Origin of the sequence: Microbacterium martis, assembly GCF_047246685.1 — a bacterium.
Taxonomy (GTDB): domain Bacteria; phylum Actinomycetota; class Actinomycetes; order Actinomycetales; family Microbacteriaceae; genus Microbacterium.
Genome location: NZ_JBFOKT010000002.1, coordinates 974,563 through 994,998, shown reverse-complemented (window position 1 = coordinate 994,998; position 20,436 = coordinate 974,563). Strand labels below are relative to the sequence as shown.

Genomic DNA, 20,436 nt, shown 5'->3' with positions numbered 1-20,436 from the left:
GAGGCGCGGGTCACTTCGAGAGCGGCTCGGCGAGGATCGCGAGGTAGTCGGTGAGACCCCACGGGATCGACAGCGGCGACGGGTTGGCGGATGCCGCGACCGGCGTGGCGTCGGGCAGGATGGCGATGCGGCCCTCGGCGATCGCGGGGATCTTCGACAGCAGCGGGTCGGCCTGCAGCAGCGGGATGATCGACTCGTCGCCGTAGGTCGCGACCACGTCGACGTCGTCGAACTTCTGGGCCTCCTCGGAGCTGACCGTCAGGTAGAACTGGTCGCTCTCGGCGTTCTCCTCGACGATCGAGGGGAACGGCAGACCCAGGTCGTGGATGTAGCCGGGCCGCGTGTCGATCGCGGTGTAATAGCCGATCTGGCTCAGGTCGGCCTGGTCGATGTAGGCGAACAGCACCTTCTTGTCCTTGAGGACGCTGTTCTCCTCGAGTGCGGCGTCGGCGTCGGCGTGCAGGTCATCGATCAGGGCCTGGCCCTCCTCCTCGAGGCCGAGGGCCTTCGAGTTCATCTCGACCATGTCGTCGACCGACGTGGCCCAGGCGAGACCGGGCTGGGCGATGACCGGGGCGATCTTCGAGAGCGTGTCGTACTCCTCCTGGGTCAGGCCCGAGTAGGACGCGAGGATGACGTCGGGGGCCGTGTCGGCGACGGCCTCGTAGTCGATGCCGTCGGTCTCGTCGAACAGGACCGGCTCGTCGGCGCCGAGCTCGTCGAGCTTCTCCTCCACCCAGGGGAGGATGCCGTTGTCGTCGTCGTCGCCCCACGTCGCCTTGCTCATGCCGACCGGCACGATGCCGAGGGCCAGCGGCACCTCGTGGTTCGCCCACGCGAGCGTCGCGACCCGCTCGGGCTTCTCCGTGATCGTGGTCTCGCCGTAGACGTGCTCGACGGTGACGGGGAACGCGTCGTCCGAGGCGGGGTTGCCGCCCGACGACGCGGTGGACTCCGGAGCGGTGGACGAGCAGGCGGCGAGGCCGACGGCGAGCACGGCCGCGGCGCCGATGGCCAGAAGACGAGAGGTGCGCACAGGCGTTCCCTTTCGGGTTCGGGGTGAGAGGGTCGGCGCGGAATCCGCTGCCGAGGCTTTGGTAAGCCTCGCCTAATCTAGCAGAGACTTAGGCATGCCTCAGTTCGTGTGTCCGGACCGGGTCTTCACCGGATGCCGGCACACGAAAAACCGGCCGGGCCCCGAGGGGTCCGGCCGGTTCAGGAAGTCAGAGCGCGCTCAGAGAACGCGGATGTTCGCCGCCTGCATGCCCTTGGGGCCACGCTCAGCGTCGAATTCGACCTTCTGGTTCTCGCGGAGCTCCTTGAAACCGGAGCCGGCGATAGCCGAGTAGTGGGCGAAAAGGTCGTCCGAGCCGTCATCGGGAGCGATGAAGCCGAAGCCCTTTTCCGCGTTGAACCATTTCACAGTGCCAGTGGCCATGTGTTTTCTACTTTCTGTGTTCTCGGCCGTTCGCACGGCCTGCGCCGCGTCGGAACATCCGACACGCGCGCCTGCTCACGGTACCACGGCCGGCAGACGGGAAGCCGGGGCGGTCGGATGCCGCAGAGCCGCGGGCACGCCGAAGGGCCCGGATGCCGCCGCAGCGGCATCCGGGCCCCGTGGAGTCGTCGCCCGATCAGGCGTCGACGTCGCCTCGCCAGGCGCCGGTCTCGACGCCGCGGCTCTCGATGAACTCCTTGAAGTTCTTCAGGTCCTTCTTCACGGCGTGCGATCCCGCGCCGACGAGAGAGCCGACCTTCTCGAGCAGACCCTCGGGCTCCCAGTCGATCTGCACCGTGATCCTGGTCGACGTCTCGGTGAGCTTGTGGAACGTCACGGCTCCGGCGTGCTCGGTCTCGCCGCCGGTGCTGTTCCACGCGACGCGCTCATCCGGGTGCTGCTCGGTGATCTCCGCGTCGAACTCGCGCGTGGCGCCCCCGACGTTCACCTTCCAGTGCGTGTGGGTGTCGTCGATCTGCGTGATGGACTCGACCTCGTCGAGGAACTCCGAGAAGCTCTCGAACTGCGTCCACTGGTTGTAGGCGGCGCGGACGGGAACGTCGACGTCGATGGTCTCGATGATCTGCACCATGGGATGCTCCTCACTTGTCAGTCGTTCGTGTGCCCCCATTCCAGTCGTGGAGGGCGGGGTTGGGCGACGGGGTTGACATGCGAGCCGCCGTCGTCCACTGTGCGCGTCGCGAGGACGACCCGCGCGCACAGCATCCGCGGGACTACCGTGGATCACATGCGCCTCCCCGCCGCGATCCGCGCCTCGCAGCGCTCGCCGCTGCTGCAGGTCGTCAAGTCGGCCGCGGCGACCATCGCCGCGTGGCTCATCGCCGGCTGGGTGTTCCCCTCGCAGTTGCCCGTCTTCGCCGCGATCGCCGCGCTGCTGGTGGTGCAGCCGAGCGTCAACCAGTCGCTGTCGAAGGCGCTCGAGCGCAGCATCGGCGTCATCGCCGGAGTGGTCATCGCCGTCGGGCTCGGACTGCTCTTCGGCCGGTCGAGCTGGGTCGTGCTGCTCGCCATCGTCGTCGCCATGCTCATCGCCTGGGTCTTCCGCACCTCTCCGGGCACCGGCAACCAGATCGCCATCTCGGCCATGCTCGTGCTGGCGCTGGGTTCCACCAGTGCGGAGTACGCCCTCGCGCGGATCGTCGAGACGCTCATCGGGGTCGTCATCGGCATCGTCGTCAACGCCCTCATCGTCCCGCCCGTGCTCGTGGCGCCGGCGCGACGCGACCTGGGACTGCTCGGCCGCGAACTGGCGGCCAGCCTCGACCGCCTGGCCGATGCGCTGTCGGCGCCGCAGACACCGGCGATGCGCCAGGAACTCATGGTCGAGGTGCGCCTGCTGCGGCCGATGAAGGATGCCGCCGAGGCGTCGATCGCGGCCGGCGAGGAATCGCTCACGCTGAACCCGCGCCGGTCGGCGCACCGTGCCGAACTGCAGGAGATGCGCGCGCTGGTCGATCGGCTCGCGCCGATCGTGACGCAGACGATCGGCATGACCCGCGCCTTCTTCGACCGCTACGACGACTCGATCAGCGACGAGCCGGCGGTGGCGGCGATCGCCGAGCAGCTGCGGCGGGCGGGACACGACGTGCGGCTGGCCGTGCAGATCGCCGACGTGGCTCCGGAACCCGAGACCCTCACCTCGGCGATCCCGGCGCTGACCGCTCCCCTGCTGGTGGCGCGGGCCCCGTCGTCGCAGCACTGGGTGTTGATCGGTTCGCTCCTGGAGGATCTGCGTCGCATCCGTGGCGGGTTGCTCGATGCGGAGTGAATCGCCCGCGCCACGGCGCGGCCATTGACAGGCAAGTGCTCACTTGCCTATGGTGAGCGGGTGACAGACGTCTACAAGGCGATCGCCGACGCGACGCGACGCGCGCTCCTCGACGAGCTCGTGCAGCGTGACGGACAGACGCTGTTCGAGCTCTGCTCGCGCCTCGCGGTGACCCACGATCTGACGCCCACCCGTCAGGCCGTGTCGCAGCATCTCGACGTGCTCGAGCAGGCCGGTCTCGTGCGCACCGAGCGCCGAGGCAGATACAAGTTCCACACCATCGACACCACCCCGCTGCTCGGTATCGCCGAGCGGTGGCCCCAGAGAGAGGACCCCTCATGAAGCTCCAGACCGTCAGCATCTTCGTCGACGACCAGCAGCGCGCCGTCGACTTCTACACCTCGCGACTCGGCTTCGCGGTGACCGCCGACGTGCCCATGGGCGACCATCGGTGGCTCACGGTCGTCGACCCGGCACAGCCCGACGGAACGCAGATCTCGCTCGAACCCAAGGACCACCCGGCCGCGCGCGCCTTCACCGACGCCCTCATCGCCGACGGACTGCCCTACTGCACGCTGGGAGTGACCGACGTGCAGGCGGAGTACGACCGGCTCGTCGGACTCGGCGAGACCTTCACGCAGCCGCCCACCGCGCTCGGTCCCGTGATCGTCGCGGTGCTCGACGACACCTGCGGCAACCTGCTCCAGCTCGCACAGTGGGCCGGCGACGCAGAGTCGGCATGAGCGTCGCCCTCGCCGAGGCGCTCGACAGGCTCGCCGCGCTCGAGGGCTGAGATCCGAGGGGTGCGTCCGGGCGGAGCTGTCGACCATCGCCGTGGGGGATGATCGAAGGATGCTCCTCGATCCCGCCCGCCTGTCCGACGGCTCCGACCCGGATGCCGTGTACCTGGCATTCGTCGAGTGGGCGGAGTCGACCGGCATCCGCCTGTACCCCGCGCAGGACGAGGCCGTCATCGAGATCGTCTCGGGCGACAACCTCATCCTCTCGACGCCGACCGGCACCGGGAAGTCGCTGGTCGCGGTCGCCGCGCACTTCGCCGCCCTCGTCGCGGGCGTGCGCAGCTACTACACCGCCCCCATCAAGGCGCTCGTCAGCGAGAAGTTCTTCGCCCTGGTCGACGTGTTCGGAGCCGAGAACGTCGGCATGGTCACCGGCGACTCGTCGGTGAACCCCGACGCCCCGATCATCTGCTGCACCGCCGAGATCCTCGCGAACGTCGCGCTGCGTCAGGGGCCCGACACGGACATCGGCCAGGTCGTCATGGACGAGTTCCACTTCTACGCCGACCCCGAGCGCGGATGGGCGTGGCAGGTGCCGCTGCTCGAGCTGCGCCAGGCGCAGTTCGTGCTGATGTCGGCCACGCTCGGCGACGTCTCCGAACTCGCCGCCGACCTCACGCGGCGCACCGGGCGGCGAACCGCATCGGTCACCGGCGTCGAACGCCCCGTGCCGCTGCACTTCTTCTACGAGACGACGCCGATCCACGAGACGATCGACGATCTGCTGAACACCGGACAGGCGCCGATCTACGTGGTGCACTTCTCGCAGGCTGCGGCGATGGAGCGGGCGCAGGCGCTGTCGAGCACGAAGGTCGCCACGCGCGAGCAGCGCGACCAGATCGCCGAGCTCATCGGCGGGTTCCGGTTCACGACGGCGTTCGGCAAGACCCTCTCACGATTCCTGCGGGCGGGCATCGGCGTGCACCACGCGGGCATGCTGCCGAAGTATCGCCGTCTGGTCGAGCAGCTCGCGCAGCGGGGACTGCTTCGCGTCATCTGCGGCACCGACACGCTCGGCGTCGGCATCAACGTGCCGATCCGCACGGTGCTGCTCACCGCGCTGACCAAGTTCGACGGCAAGCGCATGCGGCAGCTCAACGCGCGCGAGTTCCACCAGATCGCGGGCCGCGCCGGTCGCGCGGGCTTCGACACCGCCGGCACCGTGGTGGTGCAGGCGCCCGAGCACGAGACCGAGAACCTCGCAGCGATCCGCAAGGCGGGCGACGACCCCAAGAAGAAGCGGAAGATCATCCGCAAGAAGGCGCCCGACGGATTCGTGTCGTGGGGAGAGCCGTCGTTCCGCAAGCTCATCGACGCCGAACCCGAGACGCTGACCTCGCACATGCAGATCACCAGCGCCATGATGCTGAACGTGATCGCTCGCGGGGGCGACGTGTTCGGGAATATGCGCGCCTTGGTATACGACAACCACGAGCCCCGCGCGCGACAGCGGCAGCTGGCGCTCCGGGCCCTCGGCATCTACCGCACCCTCCTCGAATCCGGAGTCGTCGAGCGCGTCCCGGTCGCGCAGCCCCCGGTCGTCGAGCGAGCGCAGCCCCCGGTCGTCGAGCGAGCGCAGCGAGACGAAACGCCCACCGCATACGACATCCGCCTCACAGTCGACCTGCAGCCGAACTTCGCGCTGAACCAGCCGCTCTCGCCGTTCGCGCTGGCGGCGTTCGACCTGCTCGACCCGGGCCCTTCGACAGGCTCAGGGACCCAGGTGGACCCAGGCTCAGGGACCCAGGCGGGTCCCGGCCCTTCGACAGGCTCAGGGACCCAGGTGGACCCAGGCTCAGGGACCCAGGTGGACCCAGGCTCAGGGACCCAGGTGGACCCAGGCTCAGGGACCCAGGCGGGTCCCGGCTCAGGGACCCGCGGACCGGGGACGGGCTCGTACGCCCTCGACATGATCTCGATCGTGGAGTCGACGCTCGACGACCCGCGGGCGATCCTCGGTCAGCAGGAGTTCCTCGCCCGTGGGGAGGCCGTCGCGGCGATGAAGCGGGAGGGCATCGACTACGACGAGCGGATGGAGCTGCTCGAGCAGATCACCTACCCGAAGCCGCTCGATGAGCTGCTGACCGCCGCCTTCGAGACCTTCAGCGCCACCCAGCCCTGGATCCGCGACTTCGAGCTGCACCCGAAGTCGGTCGTGCGCGACATGTACGAGCGGGCCATGTCGTTCGGGGAGTATGTCGCCTTCTACAAGATCGCCCGCTCGGAAGGGGTCGTGCTCCGCTACCTGTCCGACGCCTACCGCGCCGCTTCGCAGACGATCCCCGAGGAGCTCAAGGACGACGACCTGCGCGACCTCATCGAGTGGCTCGGCGAGCTGGTGCGCCAGGTCGACTCCAGCCTGCTCGATGAGTGGGAGGAGCTGGTGGCCGGCGTGCCGCACGCTCCGGACGACGAGCCGATCGTCCCGCCCGCCCCGAAGCGCCTCACGAGCAACACCCGCGCGTTCCGGGTTCTGGTGCGCAACGAGCTGTTCCGCCGTGTGCAGCTCGCCGCCCGGGAAGACATCGACGCGCTCGGCGACCTCGACCCGGAGTTCGGCGCCGACGCCTGGTCACAGGCGCTCGACGGGTACTTCGCCGAGCACGACGAGATCCTCACCGGAGCGGATGCGCGCAGCTCGAAGCTGCTCCTCCTCACCGAGGGCGCCACCGAGTGGACGGCTCGGCAGATCTTCGACGACCCCGCCGGCGACCACGACTGGGGCATCTCCGCGACGGTCGACCTCGCAGCATCCGACGATGACGGCGAGGCCGTCGTGACCGTCACGGGTGTCGACCGGCTCTAGCCGCCCATCCGGCCGCGCGACGGGCGACGCTGTCGCACGATGGCCTCAGGGGCGCATCCTCGGGTCCTCGGTCGCGTCGGCGTACATGGTCGGGCAGCCGTTCGCTGCGGCATCCGGTCGCAGTTCGTAGTGCCACGACTCGTTGGCGTACGTCTGGCAGAGCCCGTAGCGCCATCCGTGCTGGGCGAGCCAGTCGAGGGCGGGCAGGGGCCCGAGATCGACCGCATCGCCCGTCACGTGCGCCGACGTCTCGGCCGACGCCACCCAGCGGGCCGCCTCGGCCTCGGAGCCGTACTGAACGACCGCATCCCGACGCATCCTCTCCTGCAGCTCCGCCGAACGCCACCCGCTGTTGACGAGGAGTCGGATGCCGTCGCCGGCCGCGTCGTGCGCCGCGCGCTGCAGCGCGTCGAGCAGCGCGGGATCGAGATGGGCGATCGCAGCGCGGTCGGTGTCGAAGACGGTCGGCTGATCGCCGTCGCGGATCGTGCCGTCGGCATCCCGCTGCACCGGTTCGCCGAGGTCGGGCGGGATGAGCGCGACCGGCGAAGGCCCCTCGGCCGAGACCTCGGCGAAGGCGACGAGCAGCGACTGCTGCGCGGCCAGGACGACCATCACGGAGACGACCAGGGCGACCGGCGCGAAGACGATCAGCCGTCGGCGACGCGCGTTTCGCGCCGACGGGATGCGGTGGGGGTTCATGCCTCCAGTGAAGGAGCGCGCCGGTTGCGAGACCGTATGCGCTTCCTCATACGTTTTCGATACACGCCGGTGCGTAGGATCTGGACACATGGGAGCCGAGCCGTGCGCGTGCTGATCGTCGAGGACGAGCCCTATCTCGCCGAGGCGGTGCGCGACGGTCTGAGACTCGAGGCGATCGCCGCCGACATCGCGGGCGACGGCGACACGGCGCTCGAGCTCCTGGCCGTCAACGGCTACGACCTCGCCGTGCTCGATCGCGACGTGCCCGGAACATCGGGCGACGACATCGCCCGCTCGATCGTCGCCTCCGGCAGCGGCATCCCGATCCTCATGCTCACCGCCGCCGACCGACTCGATGACAAGGCGAGCGGGTTCGAGATCGGCGCCGACGACTATCTCACCAAACCGTTCGAGCTGCGCGAGCTCGTGCTGCGGCTGCGCGCCCTCGACCGCCGGCGGCAGCGCGCCCGGCCGCCCGTGCTCGAGGTCGCCGGTCTGCGGCTCGATCCGTTCCGACGAGAGGTCTTCCGCGACGGCCGCTACGTCGCTCTGACCCGCAAGCAGTTCGCGGTGCTCGAAGTGCTCGTCGACGCGGCCGGCGGAGTGGTGAGCGCCGAGGAGCTGCTGGAGCGCGCCTGGGACGAGAACGCCGACCCCTTCACCAACGCGGTGCGCATCACGGTTTCGTCGCTGCGCAAACGTCTGGGCGAGCCGGGGCTCATCGTCACCGTGCCGGGAGTCGGCTACCGCATCGCGGCAGATGACGATGCCTGACCGGGTCGTGCGCCCGCGCGGCATGACCGCCCGCTGGAAGCTGACGCTGAGCTACGCGGGAGTCGTGATCGTCACCGGTGCCGTCCTGCTCGCGACGGTCGGCCTCTTCCTCCTGAGGTACGTCCCCGACGGGCAGATCGTCGCCGACCTCTTCGTGCCGAACCGCTCCGACCTGCTGCGCGCCTTCGCCCCGGTGGCGACCATGGCTCTGGTCGTGCTGATCGCCGTCGGACTCGGCGGCGGCTGGCTGCTCGCGGGACGGATGCTGGCGCCGCTCGACCGCATCGGCGATGCCGCCCGGCTGGCCGCCCAGGGCTCGTTGTCGCACCGGGTGACCCTCGACGGGCCGCGCGACGAGTTCCGCGACCTCGCCGACGTCTTCGACTCGATGCTCGAGCGGCTGGAAGCGCACGTCGCCGAGCAGCAGCGGTTCGCGGCGAACGCGTCGCACGAACTGCGCACTCCTCTGGCGACGACCCAGGCGCTGCTCGACGTCGCCGCGGGTGATCCCGATCGTGACGTCGACGCGCTCGTGGCGCGTCTGCGAGAGGTCAATACGCGCGCGATCGAGCTCACCGAGGCGCTGCTGCTGCTGAGCCGTGCCGACGGACGCTCCCTTCCGCGCGAGGTCGTCGACCTGTCGCTCATCGCCGAGGAGGCGGTCGAAGAGCTCCTGCCGCTCGCGGATCGACGCGGCATCCGTCTTGAGATCGGGGGCGTCGCCGCGCACGTGGTCGGATCGCCGGCGCTCCTGCAGCAGCTGGTCGCGAACCTCGTGCTCAACGCGATCGTGCACAACCGCCCCTCCGGCGGCGCGGTCGCCGTGCGCACGCACGCGCTGCCGGCTGCCGCGGCGCTCGTGGTCGAGAACACCGGCGAGACGCTGTCCGCCCCTCGGGTGGCTGCCTTCACGGAGCCGTTCCAGCGCGGCGCGGAGCGCACCCGCGGCGACGATCACGCCGGTGTCGGGCTCGGCCTCGCGATCGCCGAGCGCATCACGCGAGCCCACGGCGGAACCCTCGTCCTGACGCCGCGCCCGGAGGGTGGGCTGAACGCCACGGTGTGGCTGCCGTATCCGGTGCCGCGCGGCTGACCGCGGAGTACGGCACAACTGTCGGACGGAATCACACCTGCAGGTCGAAACGACCGGATATCTCCTGCAGGTGTCCAACGGCCCGACGGGTGTGGCCGTGGTCGGGCGGCACCCGCGCGGGGTTGTGGATAACTCGAACGGATGCTGCCGCCGCCGGGCTACCGTATGCCGGTGATGTCGAACAGCTCGTGCTCCGTCGCCCTCCTGGTCGTCGTGGTGACCGCCCTCGTCGGATGCGCGCCGGCACCCGCGCCATCACCGACGGCGTCCCCGGTGTTCGCCTCGGAGGAAGAGGCATTCGCCGCTGCGGAAGAGGTGTACCGGGAGTACAACGATGCGGGAAATGCACGCATCGCCGGCAAGGACTCACCTGACCCCCAGGACTACCTCATCGGCGAGGCCCTCGAAGCCGACATCGACGGCGAGCGCTATCTGGAAGAGCAGGGGCTGCGATTGACGGGGAGTAGCGGCGTCGCGACCTTCCGCGGCTTGGACTTCTCTCAGGTCGAGGGCACAGTGCGCCTCTCTGCCATCGTGTGTCTCAACGTGTCAGGCATCCGCTTGCTCGACGCGAGCGACAACGATGTGACTCCGGCGGAACGCCCCGACATCGTGGCCCAAACCGTGGAGCTCATCGAGGTCGAGACGGATCTGCGAATCTCGGCTGAGGCGGAAGCGAGCCCGGACCAATGCTAAGCCGCCGCGGTCGTCTCATCATCGCTCTGGCAACCCTCGTCCTTGCTTCAACCGGTTCTCTGCCGGGCCTCACCTCAATGGGCTGCTCGAAGCAGTTCGTACAGGCAGGTCTCTGCGGCTCGACCGACGGCAGCACGCTCACGGTCTCCGGCCAGCGCTCCTCACCACCCGGTTCGTATGGGGCGCCCTCGAACGGTGCCGGAGGGCCGCGACACCCCGGCGCCCCGGCATCCGACCCCGGCCCCAGCGAGTACGAACGCTGCCTTGCGGACGTCGGACGAGCCCGCGTATGCCTCCTTCCCCCGGCATCCGAGCGCGATGACCCGCCGCCCGCGCCGGGCCCTCCGTCCGTGACCATCACCGACCTGGCGAGCTTCGCGCCGGCATCTGCGGCCCCCGTCGGAGAGCCCTCGAACCTCGGCGTCGTGGGTCTTCCGACGAACCTCGTGGCCGCGGCATCCGTCCATGTCCGCGACGGTACGCTGTTCGGCGCTCCGCTGCGGGCGCGCTTCACGCCGGTCGGCTTCGACTTCGACTACGGAGACGGCTCGGCCGCCGCGCTCCGCACCGGCGGCGCCACCTGGGAGGCTCTCGGCCGAGCGCAGTTCACTCCGACGACCACCAGCCACGTCTACCGTGAGCGCGGCACGTACGACGTCCGCGTGACCGTGCGATACACCGCCGAGATCGACCCCGGCACCGGATGGATTCCTCTGGACGGCGAGCTCGCCGTCGCCGGGCCGCCCCGGTCCATCCGCATCTTGGAGGCGCACACCGGCCTCGTCGGCTACACGTGCGAGGAACGCCCGAGCGGTCCGGGATGCTGACCGGTGCACCGGCCCCGCTCACCGCCCGAGCGCGGCCGTCGACGCACGGGGGATGAGCGTCGGCAGCGCACGGGTGAGGGTTCCCGCCGGTCCGCCCAGCAGGTCGAGAGCGCTCGTGGCGATCTGATCGAACGCCGTGCGCACCGACGTCAGGGGCACGGGGAGCATGGCGGCGAGCGGGATGTCGTTGTACCCGACCACCGAGACGTCGCGCCCCACGGTCAGTCCGGCAGCGGATGCCGCCGCCACGACACCGATCGCCAGGTTGTCGTTCGCCGCGAAGATCGCGGTCGGACGGGATGCCGGGTCTGCGAGCAGCGAGCGCCCGGCGATGTTCCCCGACTCGATGCCGTAACCGGTGGAGATCACCCGTTCCTCCGGCAGCTCGAGACCCGCCTCGGCGAGAGCGCGACGCGCGCCCGCGAGGCGATCCCGGGCGCTGGAGGTGAACCAGGGTCCCGTGATCACGGCGATCTCCCGGTGCCCGAGGTCGACGAGGTGCCGCGCCGCGAAGTACCCGCCGGCCTCGTCGTCGCCGAGCGCCGAAGGGCTCACGCCGTCGGTGCGCAGTACGAGCGCGTGCGGAACCCCCCGCTGGCGCAGCGAGGCCGGGAGCGTGTCGTCGAGGCGGGCGGTCGCGAGCACGAGTCCGTCGACGTTGCGGTCGAGCAGCGTCTCGGTCGCCCGCTTCTCCTCCGCGGGGTCATCACCGCAGGTCGCGACGACCGCGAAGGATCCCCGGGCCCGTGCCGTGCGCTCGATCGCCTCGAACATCAGCGCCATGACGTGGTCGGTGAGCCGTGGCACGAGCACGCCGATCGTGCCCGTCGCCCCGCGGCGCAGTCCGGACGCGAACATGTTGCGGCGGTAGCCGAGCTCGTCGGCGACGCGGCGCACCTTCTCGGCGGTCGACGACCGCGACGGCGGGGTCCGGTCGTCGAGCACGCGGCTGACCGTCGAGATGCTCACGCCGGATGCCGCGGCGACATCCTTCAGCGTCACGACGTGTCGCTCGTGCTGCTCGTCCACGGCATCCTCCTCGATGACTCCGAATCCCGGGTGTTGACAATCCTCGGCACCTCCGAGCATACTTGCAAACGTTCCCGCGAACGTTCCCAACATCTCGAAGCCGAGAAGCACCAGCGAAGAAGCTCCAAGAAAGGACCGATCATGACCCTCGACCTCCGCGGCCTCAACCCCGCCCCCGTCACCCCGTTCACCGAGGACGGCGCCGTCGACTACGACGCCATCCAGCGCCTCGGCTCCTGGCTCGGTTCGATCGACGGGGTCAAGAGCCTCGTCGTGCTCGGTCACGCCGGAGAGGGCACGTTCCTCACCGAAGAGGAGCAGCTCGACGTCATCCGCGCCTTCGTCGCTTCGACCGACGGACGCGTCCCGGTCATCGCCGGGATCACCAAGGAGGGCAACAAGACCGCCGCCCTCGAAGCCAAGGCCGCGGTCGACGCGGGCGCCGCCGCCGGACTCGTGTACCCGTCGCACGGCTGGCTGCGCTTCGGCTACCAGCAGGGCGCACCGCAGTCGCGCTACCGCGAGATCTACGAGGAGTCGGGCCTGCCGCTCATCCTCTTCCAGTACCCCGACAACACGAAGGCCACCTACGACCTCGACACGCAGCTCGAGATCGCCGGGCAGGAGGGCGTTTTCGCCACCAAGAACGGCGTCCGCAACATGCGCCGCTGGTACACCGAGATCCCCGCCCTCCGCGCCGCCTACCCCGAGCTGCAGATCCTCTCCTGCCACGACGAGTACCTGCTGCCGACCATGTTCGACGTCGACGGCCTGCTCGTCGGCTACGGCAACGTCGCCCCCGAGGCTCTGGTCGAGCTCATCGAGGCCGGCAAGGCGCGCGACTACGCGGCGGCCCACGCCATCCACGAGCGCCTGCTGCCGGTGACGCAGAACGTGTACCATCGCGGGTCCCACATGGAGGGCACGGTGGCTCTGAAGTGGGGCCTCGTGCAGCGCGGCATCCTCGATCACGCCACCGTCCGCACGCCGCTCCTTCCCCTGGCCGACGGCGCGGAGGGTGAGATCGCTGCGGCCTTCGCCCTCGCGGGCCTCGGAAAGGTCGCCGTCCCCGCGTGACGGCTCCGCGGGGCGGTCGACGGAGACCGCCCCGCCCCTCCCTGCAGTCAACGACGACTCGAAGGACACGACCATGAACGACCGCACGACCACGCGTCACGCCTCGACCACGCCCGGCACTGGCTACGGGCGGGTCTCCACTGAGACGATGAAGAACATCGTCACCTCACGCAAGCAGCGGCGCCCTCTCTGGCAGCACCTGGCCCTCATCGGCCCGGCGTTCGTCGCGGGCGCCTGGCAGTTCGGCCCCGGCAACCTCACCACCGCGGTGCAGGCGGGCAGCGGCTACCAGTACGCCCTGATCTGGGTGATCGTGGTGTCGACGATCCTGATGATCTTCCTCACCGACATGGCCGTGCGTCTGGGCATCAAGTCGCCGACCTCGCTCATCTCGTCGATCAAGGAGCACCTCGGCGGCTGGGTCGGCGTGCTCGCCGGCATCGGCGTCTTCCTGATCACCCTGTGCTTCTCGGTCGGCAACGCGGTCGGCTCGGGACTCGGACTGTCGATGCTGTTCGGCGGCAGCCCGATCATGTGGACCGTCATCTGCACCGCCGCCGTCGCCACGCTGCTGCTCCTGCGCAATGTCTACCGGGTGGTCGAGAAGGTGCTCGTCGTCATCGTCGCGCTGATGGCGATCGCCTTCATCGCCTCGGCGTTCATCTCGAACCCCGACTGGGCCGCCGCCGGCTCCGGACTCCTGCCGACCTTCCCCGGGGGTGCGTGGCTGCTGATCGTCGCGCTGGTCGGCACGAACTTCTCGATCAACGCCGCGTTCTACACCGCATACGGCACGAAGGAGCGCGGACGCACCGAGGCCGACTACCGCGACGTCACCGTCGTCGACACGATTCCCGGCATCGTCGCCCCCGGCATCATGACCGCGCTCGTGATCGTGGTGGCGGCATCCGTCCTGGGCCGGACCGGAGAGGCGGCGCCCACGATCGTGGCGCTCGCCGGCATCTTCGAGCCGCTCGCCGGCCCCGTCGGCTCGACGATCTTCGCGCTCGGATTCTTCGGCGCCGCGTTCTCGTCGATGATCGCGAACGCGACGGCCGGGGGAACGATGCTGTCCGACGGACTCGGTCGCGGGGCCTCGTCGAGCTCGCTGACCGCGAAGCTCGTGAGTGCCGGCATCCTCGCCTTCGGCATCCTGGTGACGATCACCTTCCAGGAGTCGCCGGTTCAGCTCATCGTCATCGCTCAGGCGCTGACCGTGTTCGTCGCGCCGGTGCTCGCCGCGCTGATCATCATCATGGCGAATCGCGTGAGGCTGATGGGCGACATGCGCAACACCTGGTGGCAGAACGCCGCGGGGATCGTCGGCCTGGTGGCGGTTCTCGCCCTGTCGGTGCGACTGTTCCTCACCCTGATCGGGTAGGCGCCGGGAAGCCCGAGCGATTCTGCGGCCGTCGCTACCCTCCGCGTTCAGTCGCAGAAGTTCGGGCCAGAGGCGAGTATGCAGGTTGAGATCACAGATGCAGGTCAGGAACGGGATTCCAGACCTGCATCTGTGATTTCGACCTGCAAACCGAGCAGCGAGCGCCTGCCGGACGGATGCCGGGCCGGGCGGATGCCGGGCCGGACGGATGCCCCCGGGCGGATGCCGGGGGCCGGATGCCGGGGGACGGATGCCGGGGGCGGAGCCGGCTCAGGCGACGCGGGGTGCTCGCAGCGCCGCGACCTCGCGGCCATAGGCGCGCGCGTCGGTCTCGGCGGCTTCCTTGAGCTCCTGCGCGGTGTCGGTGAAGGCGTCGAGGGCCGGGTTCACTCCCACGAGCGTGAACGGACGCTGCACGACCCGCAGGTCGAGCCCCCAGACGTCTTCGAGCACGCGGCGCAGCCATCCGGTCGAGTGGTCCCAACCCTCCTTGGGCGTGCCGGGGGCGTAGTTGCCGCCGAGCACGGTGACAAGGGTCGCCGGCTTGCCCCGAAGAGCCGTGCCCTGCGGGTCGATGCGCGGGTCGGTGTAGGCCAGGTCGAACCAGGTCTTGAAGTGCTGCGAGACGCCGTAGTTGTACAGCGGCACGGCGAACAGCAGAGCGTCGGCGCCGATGAGCTCGTCGGCGAAGGTCGTCGCGAGCGCCCGTGCCTCGACCTGCGCCGGCGTGCGCTGGGTCTCGTCGACGAACCCGCCGGTGACGGCATCCGCCCATGCCGTGGTAGGCACCGGATCGGCCGCGAGATCGCGGCGCGTGACGGGCGAGTCGGGGTGCGATGCCGTCCACTCGGCTTCGACGAGGTCGGCGAGCGAGCGGCTGGCAGAAGACGCGGGAAGGATGCTGGCATCCAGACGGAACAGGGACATGACTGACCTCTCGTTTTCGTAGTCGCTAGGTTTTTCTTAGCAACACTGATTAACGTAGCACGAGTAGGATGGGGTCATGCCCGAGGTCGACGAAGAGCTGCATGTGTGCGACGCCGCCGTCACACTGGCCTTCAGCGTGCTCGGGAAACGGTGGAACGGCATGATCGTCGCATCGCTCGGCGGCGGGCCGACGACCTTCGTCAGTCTGCGCCGGGCGGTGTCGGGCATCAGCGACACCGTGCTGTCGGACCGTCTGGCCGAACTCGCCGAGACCGGACTCGTGGAGCGCACCGTCGACGCGGGTCCCCCCGTCACCGTCTCGTACGCCCTCACCGCGAGCGGACAGGGTCTGCTGCCGATCCTCGATCAGCTGGGCACCTGGGCCTCGGCCAACCTCGAGCGCCGCTGAGCCGCGACGGTCCGGCATCCGCGGTCCGGCATCCGAGGTCCGGCATCGACGGTCCGGCATCTGCGGTCCGGCATCCGCGGCGAACCGATGCCGCGAAGCTGCGCCCTTCCCTCGTGTCTGCGTGGAGTGTCGGACGCGTCCGGCTATGCTCGGCGCGGGGTCTGGGGATGCGCTCGCGCGCGCGATCGATTCCCCGACAGAAAGGCTCCACCGCTGATGACCGGCCCCACCGTGATGGCCCCGCCGACCCCGCCCCCGCTGCCTCGGCGACGTCGGCGGGTCGGGCCGACGATCACCGTCGCCATCGTGCTGCTGGTCGGAGCAGCCGCCGTCGTGGTCGTCCCCGGGATCGTGACCGAGCTCACGCCGACGGTGTCCGACGAGGATCGGCGGATGCGGGTGTCCGACGGGAAGAGCGAGGCCTGGATCGTGGTGCCGGCCGGCTGGTCGTGGACCCCTGCCTTCGGCGACGAGTCCGGCGGCGTCGTGGGCAGTCCCGACCGCGCCATGACGGTCGACTTCTCGCTCTCGTCGACGACCGACCCGCGCACGGCGATCGAGGAGGTCGCTCCCGGACCGGTCGGAGACATCAACCGGGAGATCCTGGCGGACGGCGCGGCGACCGAGGAGGTCGCCTACGCCCGGGTGGACGACCGAGACGTCGTGGTCGGCGCCATCACCGAGGGCCCCGTCGTGCTGACCTTCGTCTCGACGCCGTCGCCCGCGTACGACGCGGAGCTCGCTCGTCTGCTTGCCGACATCGAGGTGACTCGGTGAGTCGCACGCGGGCCTCCCGCCTCATCCCGATCCTCGCCGCCGTCCTGGGAGCAGCCCTCGCCGTCACCGCGTGCGCGCCGGAGCCCGTGGCGGGATGGCAGCCGCGCGAGTGGGCCGACTCCGGCAGCGTCGTCGACACGCCCGTGGCGGCCGAGCCCGGTCAGGCGCCCGTGTTCGACCTGCGCCTGCGCAACGACGACGTGGGGATCGACGCACGCTGGGCGACGCTGCCGGGAGCATCCGACTTCAACGCCGCCGTCGAGAACGTCGTACGCCAGGCGGTGCAGGCGCAGGCCACGGCGAGCGGACAGGCGTACCGCCCCCAGGCGCATCCCGTCGGCGCGGGCCTGGCTGAGCGGGGATGCACACCCGGCTCGACGACCGCCTCGGTCGACGAGGTCCTCGGCGACCGCAAGGGCACCGTCGTCGTCTGCGAGATCGTGCTCGCCCGCGGTTCGGTGCTCGGCGAGCGGCTGCGCATGATCACCGCCCAGCCCGACGGATCGGTCACCGACACCGCCACGACGGTCTACACCGACATCGCCACCGGCGCCGTGGCGACCGGCGCCGACCTGTTCTCCGACCCCTCCGCGCTCTGGCCCGCCTACATCGAGGCGCTCCGCCGTGACGTCGGCAGCCTCAGCCTGCTCCCGGTCGCCGAGCCGACCGACGCGCAGCTGGAGGTGTTCCTCGATGCGCTTGATCACGCCGACCTCGTCGACGGCGAGATCCTCATCCCCGTTCCGGCCGACCTCAGCGCCCGCGAACTCGACGGCCTGGCGGGGTGGCGGGAGCGATCGCCGCAGCATCCGCTCTCCGTCGCGCTGGATGCGTCTCGTGCGTCGGAGTCCCTCAGCCCGCTCGCCCAGACGATCGCCGCCGCCGACGGGGTGTTCACGGGGCAGGCGTCCGCCGGCGCGGGCGCCGAGCACGTCCCGTGCGATCTGGTGCCCTGCATGGCCATGACCCTCGACGACGGGCCGTCCGACCTGACGCCGCAGTTCCTCGACGTGCTGCGCGATCAGCACTCCGCCGCGACGTTCTTCATGCTCGGGCAGAACGCGCAGTCGTTCCCCGACACCGTGCGCCGCGTCGCCGCCGAGGGGCACGAGATCGCCAACCACACCTGGAACCACCCCTACCTGACCCAGCTGACGCGCGCCGACATCGAGTCGCAGCTCGGCCGCACCGCCGCACTCCTCCGCGAGCTGTCGGGGCAGCCGGTGAACATGTTCCGACCCCCCGGCGGATTCGTCGACGCGAACGTCGTCGCCATCGCGGCGCAGCCGGCGATCCTGTGGAGCGTCGACACGCGCGACTGGGCGCACCCCGCCGACGGCGACCTCACCCGCTACGCGATCGAGACACCCGACGTGTCGACCATCCTGCTCATGCACGACATCCAGGCCGGGTCGGCGCGCGTGTTCGGCGACGTCGTCGCCGGCCTCCGCGACCGCGGCCTCACGCTCGTCACCGTGAGCGCGCTCTTCGGCGGCGTCGTGCCGGGCGGCGTCGTGCGGCACGGTCCGCTGAGCTGACTCGTCGCCGTCGGTCGCGTGGGCGCCGCGGGGCGCCTCACGCCTCACCAGGGGCTGGGCTCGTAGTCCTTCAGGAAGACGCCGTGGATGTCTTCGCCGGCCTCGCCGCGCACGATCGGGTCGTACACACGGGCGGCGCCGTCGACGAGGTCGAGCGGGGCGTGGAAGCCCTCCTCCGCCAGCCGCACCTTCGTGTAGTGCGGGCGCTCGTCGGTGATCCAGCCGGTGTCGACGGCGGTCATCAGGATGCCGTCGGTCTCGAGCATCTCCCCCGCGCTCGTGCGCGTGAGCATGTTGAGCGCGGCCTTCGCCATGTTCGTGTGCGGGTGACCGGGGCCCTTGTAGCGGCGGGAGAACTGCCCCTCCATCGCCGAGACGTTCACGACGTAGGTGCGGCGCGCAGGCGACGCCGCCATCGACGCGCGCAGGCGGCTGATGAGCAGGAAGGGCGCCGTCGTGTTCGCGAGCTGCACCTCGAGCATCTCGAGCGGATCGACCTGGTCGACCGACTGCACCCAGCTGTTCACGCGGTTCACGTCGGGCACGAGACCTCCGGCGTCGATCGCCGTGCCGTCGGCGTGCTTCTCGAGCGACGACGATCCGGGGGCCATCGCGAGGCGCGCGAGGTCTTCGGCCGTGAGCGCCTGGCCGCCCTGCTCGGCGACGGTGCCGCCGAGAGCGGCGACCGAGAGGAGCGGATGCGCGTCGACCGACGCCTGCAGCGCCTGCGGATGAGGATCTACGGTATGCCCGAAGGTCTCCATCTCGGGCAGCGGACCGTCGGGGAGCGGCTGCAGCTCGGCATCCGCCAGCAGCGAATACGCACCCGGCGAGCGCCGCACGGTCTGCGCGGCGTTGTTGATGAGGATGTCGAGGGGTCCTTGCGCGGCGACCGAGTCGGCGAGCCCGATCACCTGGGCGGGGTCGCGCAGGTCGATGCCGACGACGCGCAGGCGGTGCAGCCAGTCGGCGGCATCCGGAAGGGCGGAGAAGCGCCGCACGGCATCCCGCGGGAAACGCGTCGTGATGGTGGTGTGCGCGCCGTCGCGCAGCAGCCGCAGCGCGATGTGCATGCCGATCTTCGCGCGGCCGCCGGTGAGCAGGGCGCGCTTGCCGGTGAGATCGGCGCGGGCGTTGCGCTTGCCGTGGCTGAAGCGGGCGCAGTCGGGGCAGAGCTGGTGGTAGAACGCGTCGACCAGCGTGTACGGCTGCTTGCAGATGTAGCAGTTGCGCGGTTTGAGCAGCTCGCCCGCGATCGGCGCGTCGACGACGCTCGAGGCGAGGTCGTTGCCGCGTGTCTCGTCGTCGATGCGATCCGGCGCGCCGGTGGCGGTGCGGGCGACGACGGCCTTGTCGGCCTCGGCGATCGCATCGCGGATCTGCTTGCGACGCACCCGCTTGACGTCTTTGAACATCGCGGCGGTCGCCTGACGCACGGCGATGAAGTCGGGATGCTCGTTGTCGATCGTGTGCAGCTCGCGGAGCACCCGCAGTGTCGTGGCGAGGTCGGCGGGGTCGATGCCCGGCTGCTGCGCTGGGGCTGTGAGCCGTTCCGCAGGGTCGGCTGGCCGTTCTCCTAGGTCCCTGAGCTGTTCCCCTAGGTCCCTGAGCTGTTCCCCTGGGTCGGCTGGCCGTTCTCCTGGGTCCGTGAGCCGTTCTCCTGGGTCCCTGAGCTCGTCGAAGGGTCCAAGAGCGTCGGTCATTGGGCTGATTCTACGCGACGGCCCGCCGCACACGTCGCCCGCTCGGGGCGCAGAATGTCTCCATGGACTCCACCGACCCCCACGTACTCGGACCCGGACTGCTGCCGACCCCGTTCACAGCCGAGGAGATCCGCGCGGCGACCGGATCGGGAAAGCTGATCCGGCTGCTCCTGGAGGGCCCGGACGGTCCCCTCGGCGAGCACGTCAACCGGTTCCGCGACACGGATGCCGAGGGCGCGACTCTCGACCGCTGGGCGGCCGCCGACCCCCGCGCGGTCGTGTCGCATCGGGTGACGTGGGCCGAGCTGCAGGGGCACGCGGCCTTCGATGCCGGCACGACGAGCGTGTCGACGGTGTCGCTCTCGTCGCCGCTGGGCGATCTCACCTGCCGACGGTATGACACGCACGACGGCGTCTTCTGGTTCTCGATCGACCACCCCGGCATGCCGGTGCAGTACGAGTCCGACGGCATGCGCACCATCGTGCTGAGCATGGAGCAGATCTGAGCCGGCGCCCGCCCGGCCGATGCCGTTCGAGCGCCCCGAACGGAGATGTACACCCCAGAAGGACGGATGCCGCGCACCAGACCTTCCCAAGCGCACATCTCCTT

General features: G+C 70.1%; 21 protein-coding genes. 14 read left to right on the top strand and 7 right to left on the bottom strand.

Going from position 1 to position 20,436, the window contains the following annotated elements:
- Positions 1–10: 10 nt before the first annotated feature.
- The 3 genes from AB3M90_RS12700 to AB3M90_RS12690 all read right to left on the bottom strand — a co-directional run bounded on the left by AB3M90_RS12700 (position 11) and on the right by AB3M90_RS12690 (position 2,090).
- Entirely contained in the window at positions 11–1,036 is a 1,026-nt protein-coding gene (locus AB3M90_RS12700; protein WP_412952431.1) for an iron-siderophore ABC transporter substrate-binding protein, read from the bottom strand.
- Positions 1,037–1,234: 198 nt separating this feature from the next.
- Positions 1,235–1,438: a cold-shock protein gene (locus AB3M90_RS12695; RefSeq protein WP_412952430.1), complete on the bottom strand. Its 204-nt coding sequence runs from the start codon at positions 1,436–1,438 to the stop codon at positions 1,235–1,237.
- A gap of 196 nt (positions 1,439–1,634) precedes the next feature.
- The gene (locus tag AB3M90_RS12690) at positions 1,635–2,090 is read right to left on the bottom strand and encodes an SRPBCC family protein (RefSeq protein ID WP_412952428.1); all 456 of its coding nucleotides are present in this window, start codon (positions 2,088–2,090) and stop codon (positions 1,635–1,637) included.
- A 156-nt stretch (positions 2,091–2,246) separates the two neighbouring features.
- Here AB3M90_RS12690 and AB3M90_RS12685 point away from each other — a divergent pair, with 156 nt between their 5' ends.
- From AB3M90_RS12685 to AB3M90_RS12670, 4 genes are all read left to right on the top strand, one after another.
- Positions 2,247–3,287: an FUSC family protein gene (locus AB3M90_RS12685; protein ID WP_412952426.1), complete on the top strand. Its 1,041-nt coding sequence runs from the start codon at positions 2,247–2,249 to the stop codon at positions 3,285–3,287.
- A 60-nt stretch (positions 3,288–3,347) separates the two neighbouring features.
- Positions 3,348–3,629: an ArsR/SmtB family transcription factor gene (locus AB3M90_RS12680; RefSeq protein ID WP_412952425.1), complete on the top strand. Its 282-nt coding sequence runs from the start codon at positions 3,348–3,350 to the stop codon at positions 3,627–3,629.
- A complete protein-coding gene (locus AB3M90_RS12675; RefSeq protein ID WP_412952424.1) occupies positions 3,626–4,030 on the top strand; it encodes a VOC family protein in 405 nt (134 codons plus the stop codon). The genes AB3M90_RS12680 and AB3M90_RS12675 overlap by 4 nt, the downstream gene beginning before the upstream one ends.
- 109 nt (positions 4,031–4,139) lie before the next feature.
- The gene (locus AB3M90_RS12670; RefSeq protein WP_412952422.1) at positions 4,140–6,893 is read left to right on the top strand and encodes a DEAD/DEAH box helicase; all 2,754 of its coding nucleotides are present in this window, start codon (positions 4,140–4,142) and stop codon (positions 6,891–6,893) included.
- Positions 6,894–6,938: 45 nt separating this feature from the next.
- Here AB3M90_RS12670 and AB3M90_RS12665 read toward each other — a convergent pair whose 3' ends face one another.
- Positions 6,939–7,595 carry a M15 family metallopeptidase gene (locus tag AB3M90_RS12665; protein WP_412952420.1) on the bottom strand — a complete coding sequence of 219 codons (657 nt, stop codon included), beginning with the start codon at positions 7,593–7,595 and terminating at the stop codon, positions 6,939–6,941.
- 102 nt (positions 7,596–7,697) lie between these two features.
- On the opposite strand from AB3M90_RS12665, the gene AB3M90_RS12660 reads away from it, so the two are divergent.
- The 4 genes from AB3M90_RS12660 to AB3M90_RS12645 all read left to right on the top strand — a co-directional run bounded on the left by AB3M90_RS12660 (position 7,698) and on the right by AB3M90_RS12645 (position 10,985).
- Complete coding sequence (locus AB3M90_RS12660) at positions 7,698–8,369, top strand: response regulator transcription factor (RefSeq protein WP_412952418.1); 672 nt, start codon at positions 7,698–7,700, stop codon at positions 8,367–8,369.
- A 22-nt stretch (positions 8,370–8,391) separates the two neighbouring features.
- The gene (locus AB3M90_RS12655) at positions 8,392–9,462 is read left to right on the top strand and encodes a sensor histidine kinase (RefSeq protein ID WP_412952725.1); all 1,071 of its coding nucleotides are present in this window, start codon (positions 8,392–8,394) and stop codon (positions 9,460–9,462) included.
- Between the two features lie 171 nt (positions 9,463–9,633).
- Entirely contained in the window at positions 9,634–10,158 is a 525-nt protein-coding gene (locus tag AB3M90_RS12650; protein WP_412952417.1) for a hypothetical protein, read from the top strand.
- A 350-nt stretch (positions 10,159–10,508) separates the two neighbouring features.
- Positions 10,509–10,985 (top strand): hypothetical protein, encoded by a 477-nt coding sequence (locus AB3M90_RS12645; protein ID WP_412952416.1) that lies wholly within the window; start codon positions 10,509–10,511, stop codon positions 10,983–10,985.
- Between the two features lie 18 nt (positions 10,986–11,003).
- Here AB3M90_RS12645 and AB3M90_RS12640 read toward each other — a convergent pair whose 3' ends face one another.
- Positions 11,004–12,014, bottom strand: a complete 1,011-nt coding sequence (locus tag AB3M90_RS12640) for a LacI family DNA-binding transcriptional regulator (RefSeq protein ID WP_412952414.1) — start codon at positions 12,012–12,014, stop codon at positions 11,004–11,006.
- A gap of 141 nt (positions 12,015–12,155) precedes the next feature.
- On the opposite strand from AB3M90_RS12640, the gene AB3M90_RS12635 reads away from it, so the two are divergent.
- Together AB3M90_RS12635 and AB3M90_RS12630 are read left to right on the top strand one after the other, a co-directional pair.
- Entirely contained in the window at positions 12,156–13,091 is a 936-nt protein-coding gene (locus tag AB3M90_RS12635) for a dihydrodipicolinate synthase family protein (protein WP_412952412.1), read from the top strand.
- Between the two features lie 73 nt (positions 13,092–13,164).
- On the top strand, positions 13,165–14,472 hold the full coding sequence (locus tag AB3M90_RS12630) for an Nramp family divalent metal transporter (protein WP_412952410.1): 1,308 nt from the start codon (positions 13,165–13,167) through the stop codon (positions 14,470–14,472).
- A 270-nt stretch (positions 14,473–14,742) separates the two neighbouring features.
- Here AB3M90_RS12630 and AB3M90_RS12625 read toward each other — a convergent pair whose 3' ends face one another.
- Positions 14,743–15,399, bottom strand: a complete 657-nt coding sequence (locus AB3M90_RS12625; protein WP_412952408.1) for an FMN-dependent NADH-azoreductase — start codon at positions 15,397–15,399, stop codon at positions 14,743–14,745.
- 76 nt (positions 15,400–15,475) lie between these two features.
- On the opposite strand from AB3M90_RS12625, the gene AB3M90_RS12620 reads away from it, so the two are divergent.
- From AB3M90_RS12620 to AB3M90_RS12610, 3 genes are all read left to right on the top strand, one after another.
- Complete coding sequence (locus tag AB3M90_RS12620; protein ID WP_412952407.1) at positions 15,476–15,808, top strand: winged helix-turn-helix transcriptional regulator; 333 nt, start codon at positions 15,476–15,478, stop codon at positions 15,806–15,808.
- A 216-nt stretch (positions 15,809–16,024) separates the two neighbouring features.
- A complete protein-coding gene (locus tag AB3M90_RS12615; protein ID WP_412952405.1) occupies positions 16,025–16,585 on the top strand; it encodes a hypothetical protein in 561 nt (186 codons plus the stop codon).
- Complete coding sequence (locus AB3M90_RS12610; protein WP_412952403.1) at positions 16,582–18,123, top strand: polysaccharide deacetylase family protein; 1,542 nt, start codon at positions 16,582–16,584, stop codon at positions 18,121–18,123. Before AB3M90_RS12615 ends, AB3M90_RS12610 begins: the two co-directional genes overlap by 4 nt.
- 44 nt (positions 18,124–18,167) lie before the next feature.
- Here the strand turns inward: AB3M90_RS12610 and AB3M90_RS12605 are convergent, their stop codons facing one another.
- Entirely contained in the window at positions 18,168–19,826 is a 1,659-nt protein-coding gene (locus tag AB3M90_RS12605) for an SDR family NAD(P)-dependent oxidoreductase (RefSeq protein WP_412952402.1), read from the bottom strand.
- A 62-nt stretch (positions 19,827–19,888) separates the two neighbouring features.
- Between AB3M90_RS12605 and AB3M90_RS12600 the strand changes: the two genes are divergently transcribed.
- Positions 19,889–20,332 carry a hypothetical protein gene (locus AB3M90_RS12600; RefSeq protein WP_412952400.1) on the top strand — a complete coding sequence of 148 codons (444 nt, stop codon included), beginning with the start codon at positions 19,889–19,891 and terminating at the stop codon, positions 20,330–20,332.
- Positions 20,333–20,436 lie beyond the last annotated feature (104 nt).

What these genes read in the sequence shown, in the direction of transcription:
- AB3M90_RS12675 (WP_412952424.1), top strand. Translation starts at nt 3,626, where the DNA reads ATGAAGCTCCAGACCGTCAGCATCTTCGTCGACGACCAGCAGCGCGCC.
- AB3M90_RS12620 (WP_412952407.1), top strand. Translation starts at nt 15,476, where the DNA reads ATGCCCGAGGTCGACGAAGAGCTGCATGTGTGCGACGCCGCCGTCACA.
- AB3M90_RS12625 (WP_412952408.1), bottom strand. Translation starts at nt 15,399, where the DNA reads ATGTCCCTGTTCCGTCTGGATGCCAGCATCCTTCCCGCGTCTTCTGCC.
- AB3M90_RS12655 (WP_412952725.1), top strand. Translation starts at nt 8,392, where the DNA reads ATGACCGCCCGCTGGAAGCTGACGCTGAGCTACGCGGGAGTCGTGATC.
- AB3M90_RS12685 (WP_412952426.1), top strand. Translation starts at nt 2,247, where the DNA reads ATGCGCCTCCCCGCCGCGATCCGCGCCTCGCAGCGCTCGCCGCTGCTG.
- AB3M90_RS12605 (WP_412952402.1), bottom strand. Translation starts at nt 19,826, where the DNA reads ATGACCGACGCTCTTGGACCCTTCGACGAGCTCAGGGACCCAGGAGAA.
- AB3M90_RS12600 (WP_412952400.1), top strand. Translation starts at nt 19,889, where the DNA reads ATGGACTCCACCGACCCCCACGTACTCGGACCCGGACTGCTGCCGACC.
- AB3M90_RS12635 (WP_412952412.1), top strand. Translation starts at nt 12,156, where the DNA reads ATGACCCTCGACCTCCGCGGCCTCAACCCCGCCCCCGTCACCCCGTTC.
- AB3M90_RS12630 (WP_412952410.1), top strand. Translation starts at nt 13,165, where the DNA reads ATGAACGACCGCACGACCACGCGTCACGCCTCGACCACGCCCGGCACT.
- AB3M90_RS12695 (WP_412952430.1), bottom strand. Translation starts at nt 1,438, where the DNA reads ATGGCCACTGGCACTGTGAAATGGTTCAACGCGGAAAAGGGCTTCGGC.
- AB3M90_RS12615 (WP_412952405.1), top strand. Translation starts at nt 16,025, where the DNA reads ATGACCGGCCCCACCGTGATGGCCCCGCCGACCCCGCCCCCGCTGCCT.
- AB3M90_RS12665 (WP_412952420.1), bottom strand. Translation starts at nt 7,595, where the DNA reads ATGAACCCCCACCGCATCCCGTCGGCGCGAAACGCGCGTCGCCGACGG.
- AB3M90_RS12690 (WP_412952428.1), bottom strand. Translation starts at nt 2,090, where the DNA reads ATGGTGCAGATCATCGAGACCATCGACGTCGACGTTCCCGTCCGCGCC.
- AB3M90_RS12670 (WP_412952422.1), top strand. Translation starts at nt 4,140, where the DNA reads ATGCTCCTCGATCCCGCCCGCCTGTCCGACGGCTCCGACCCGGATGCC.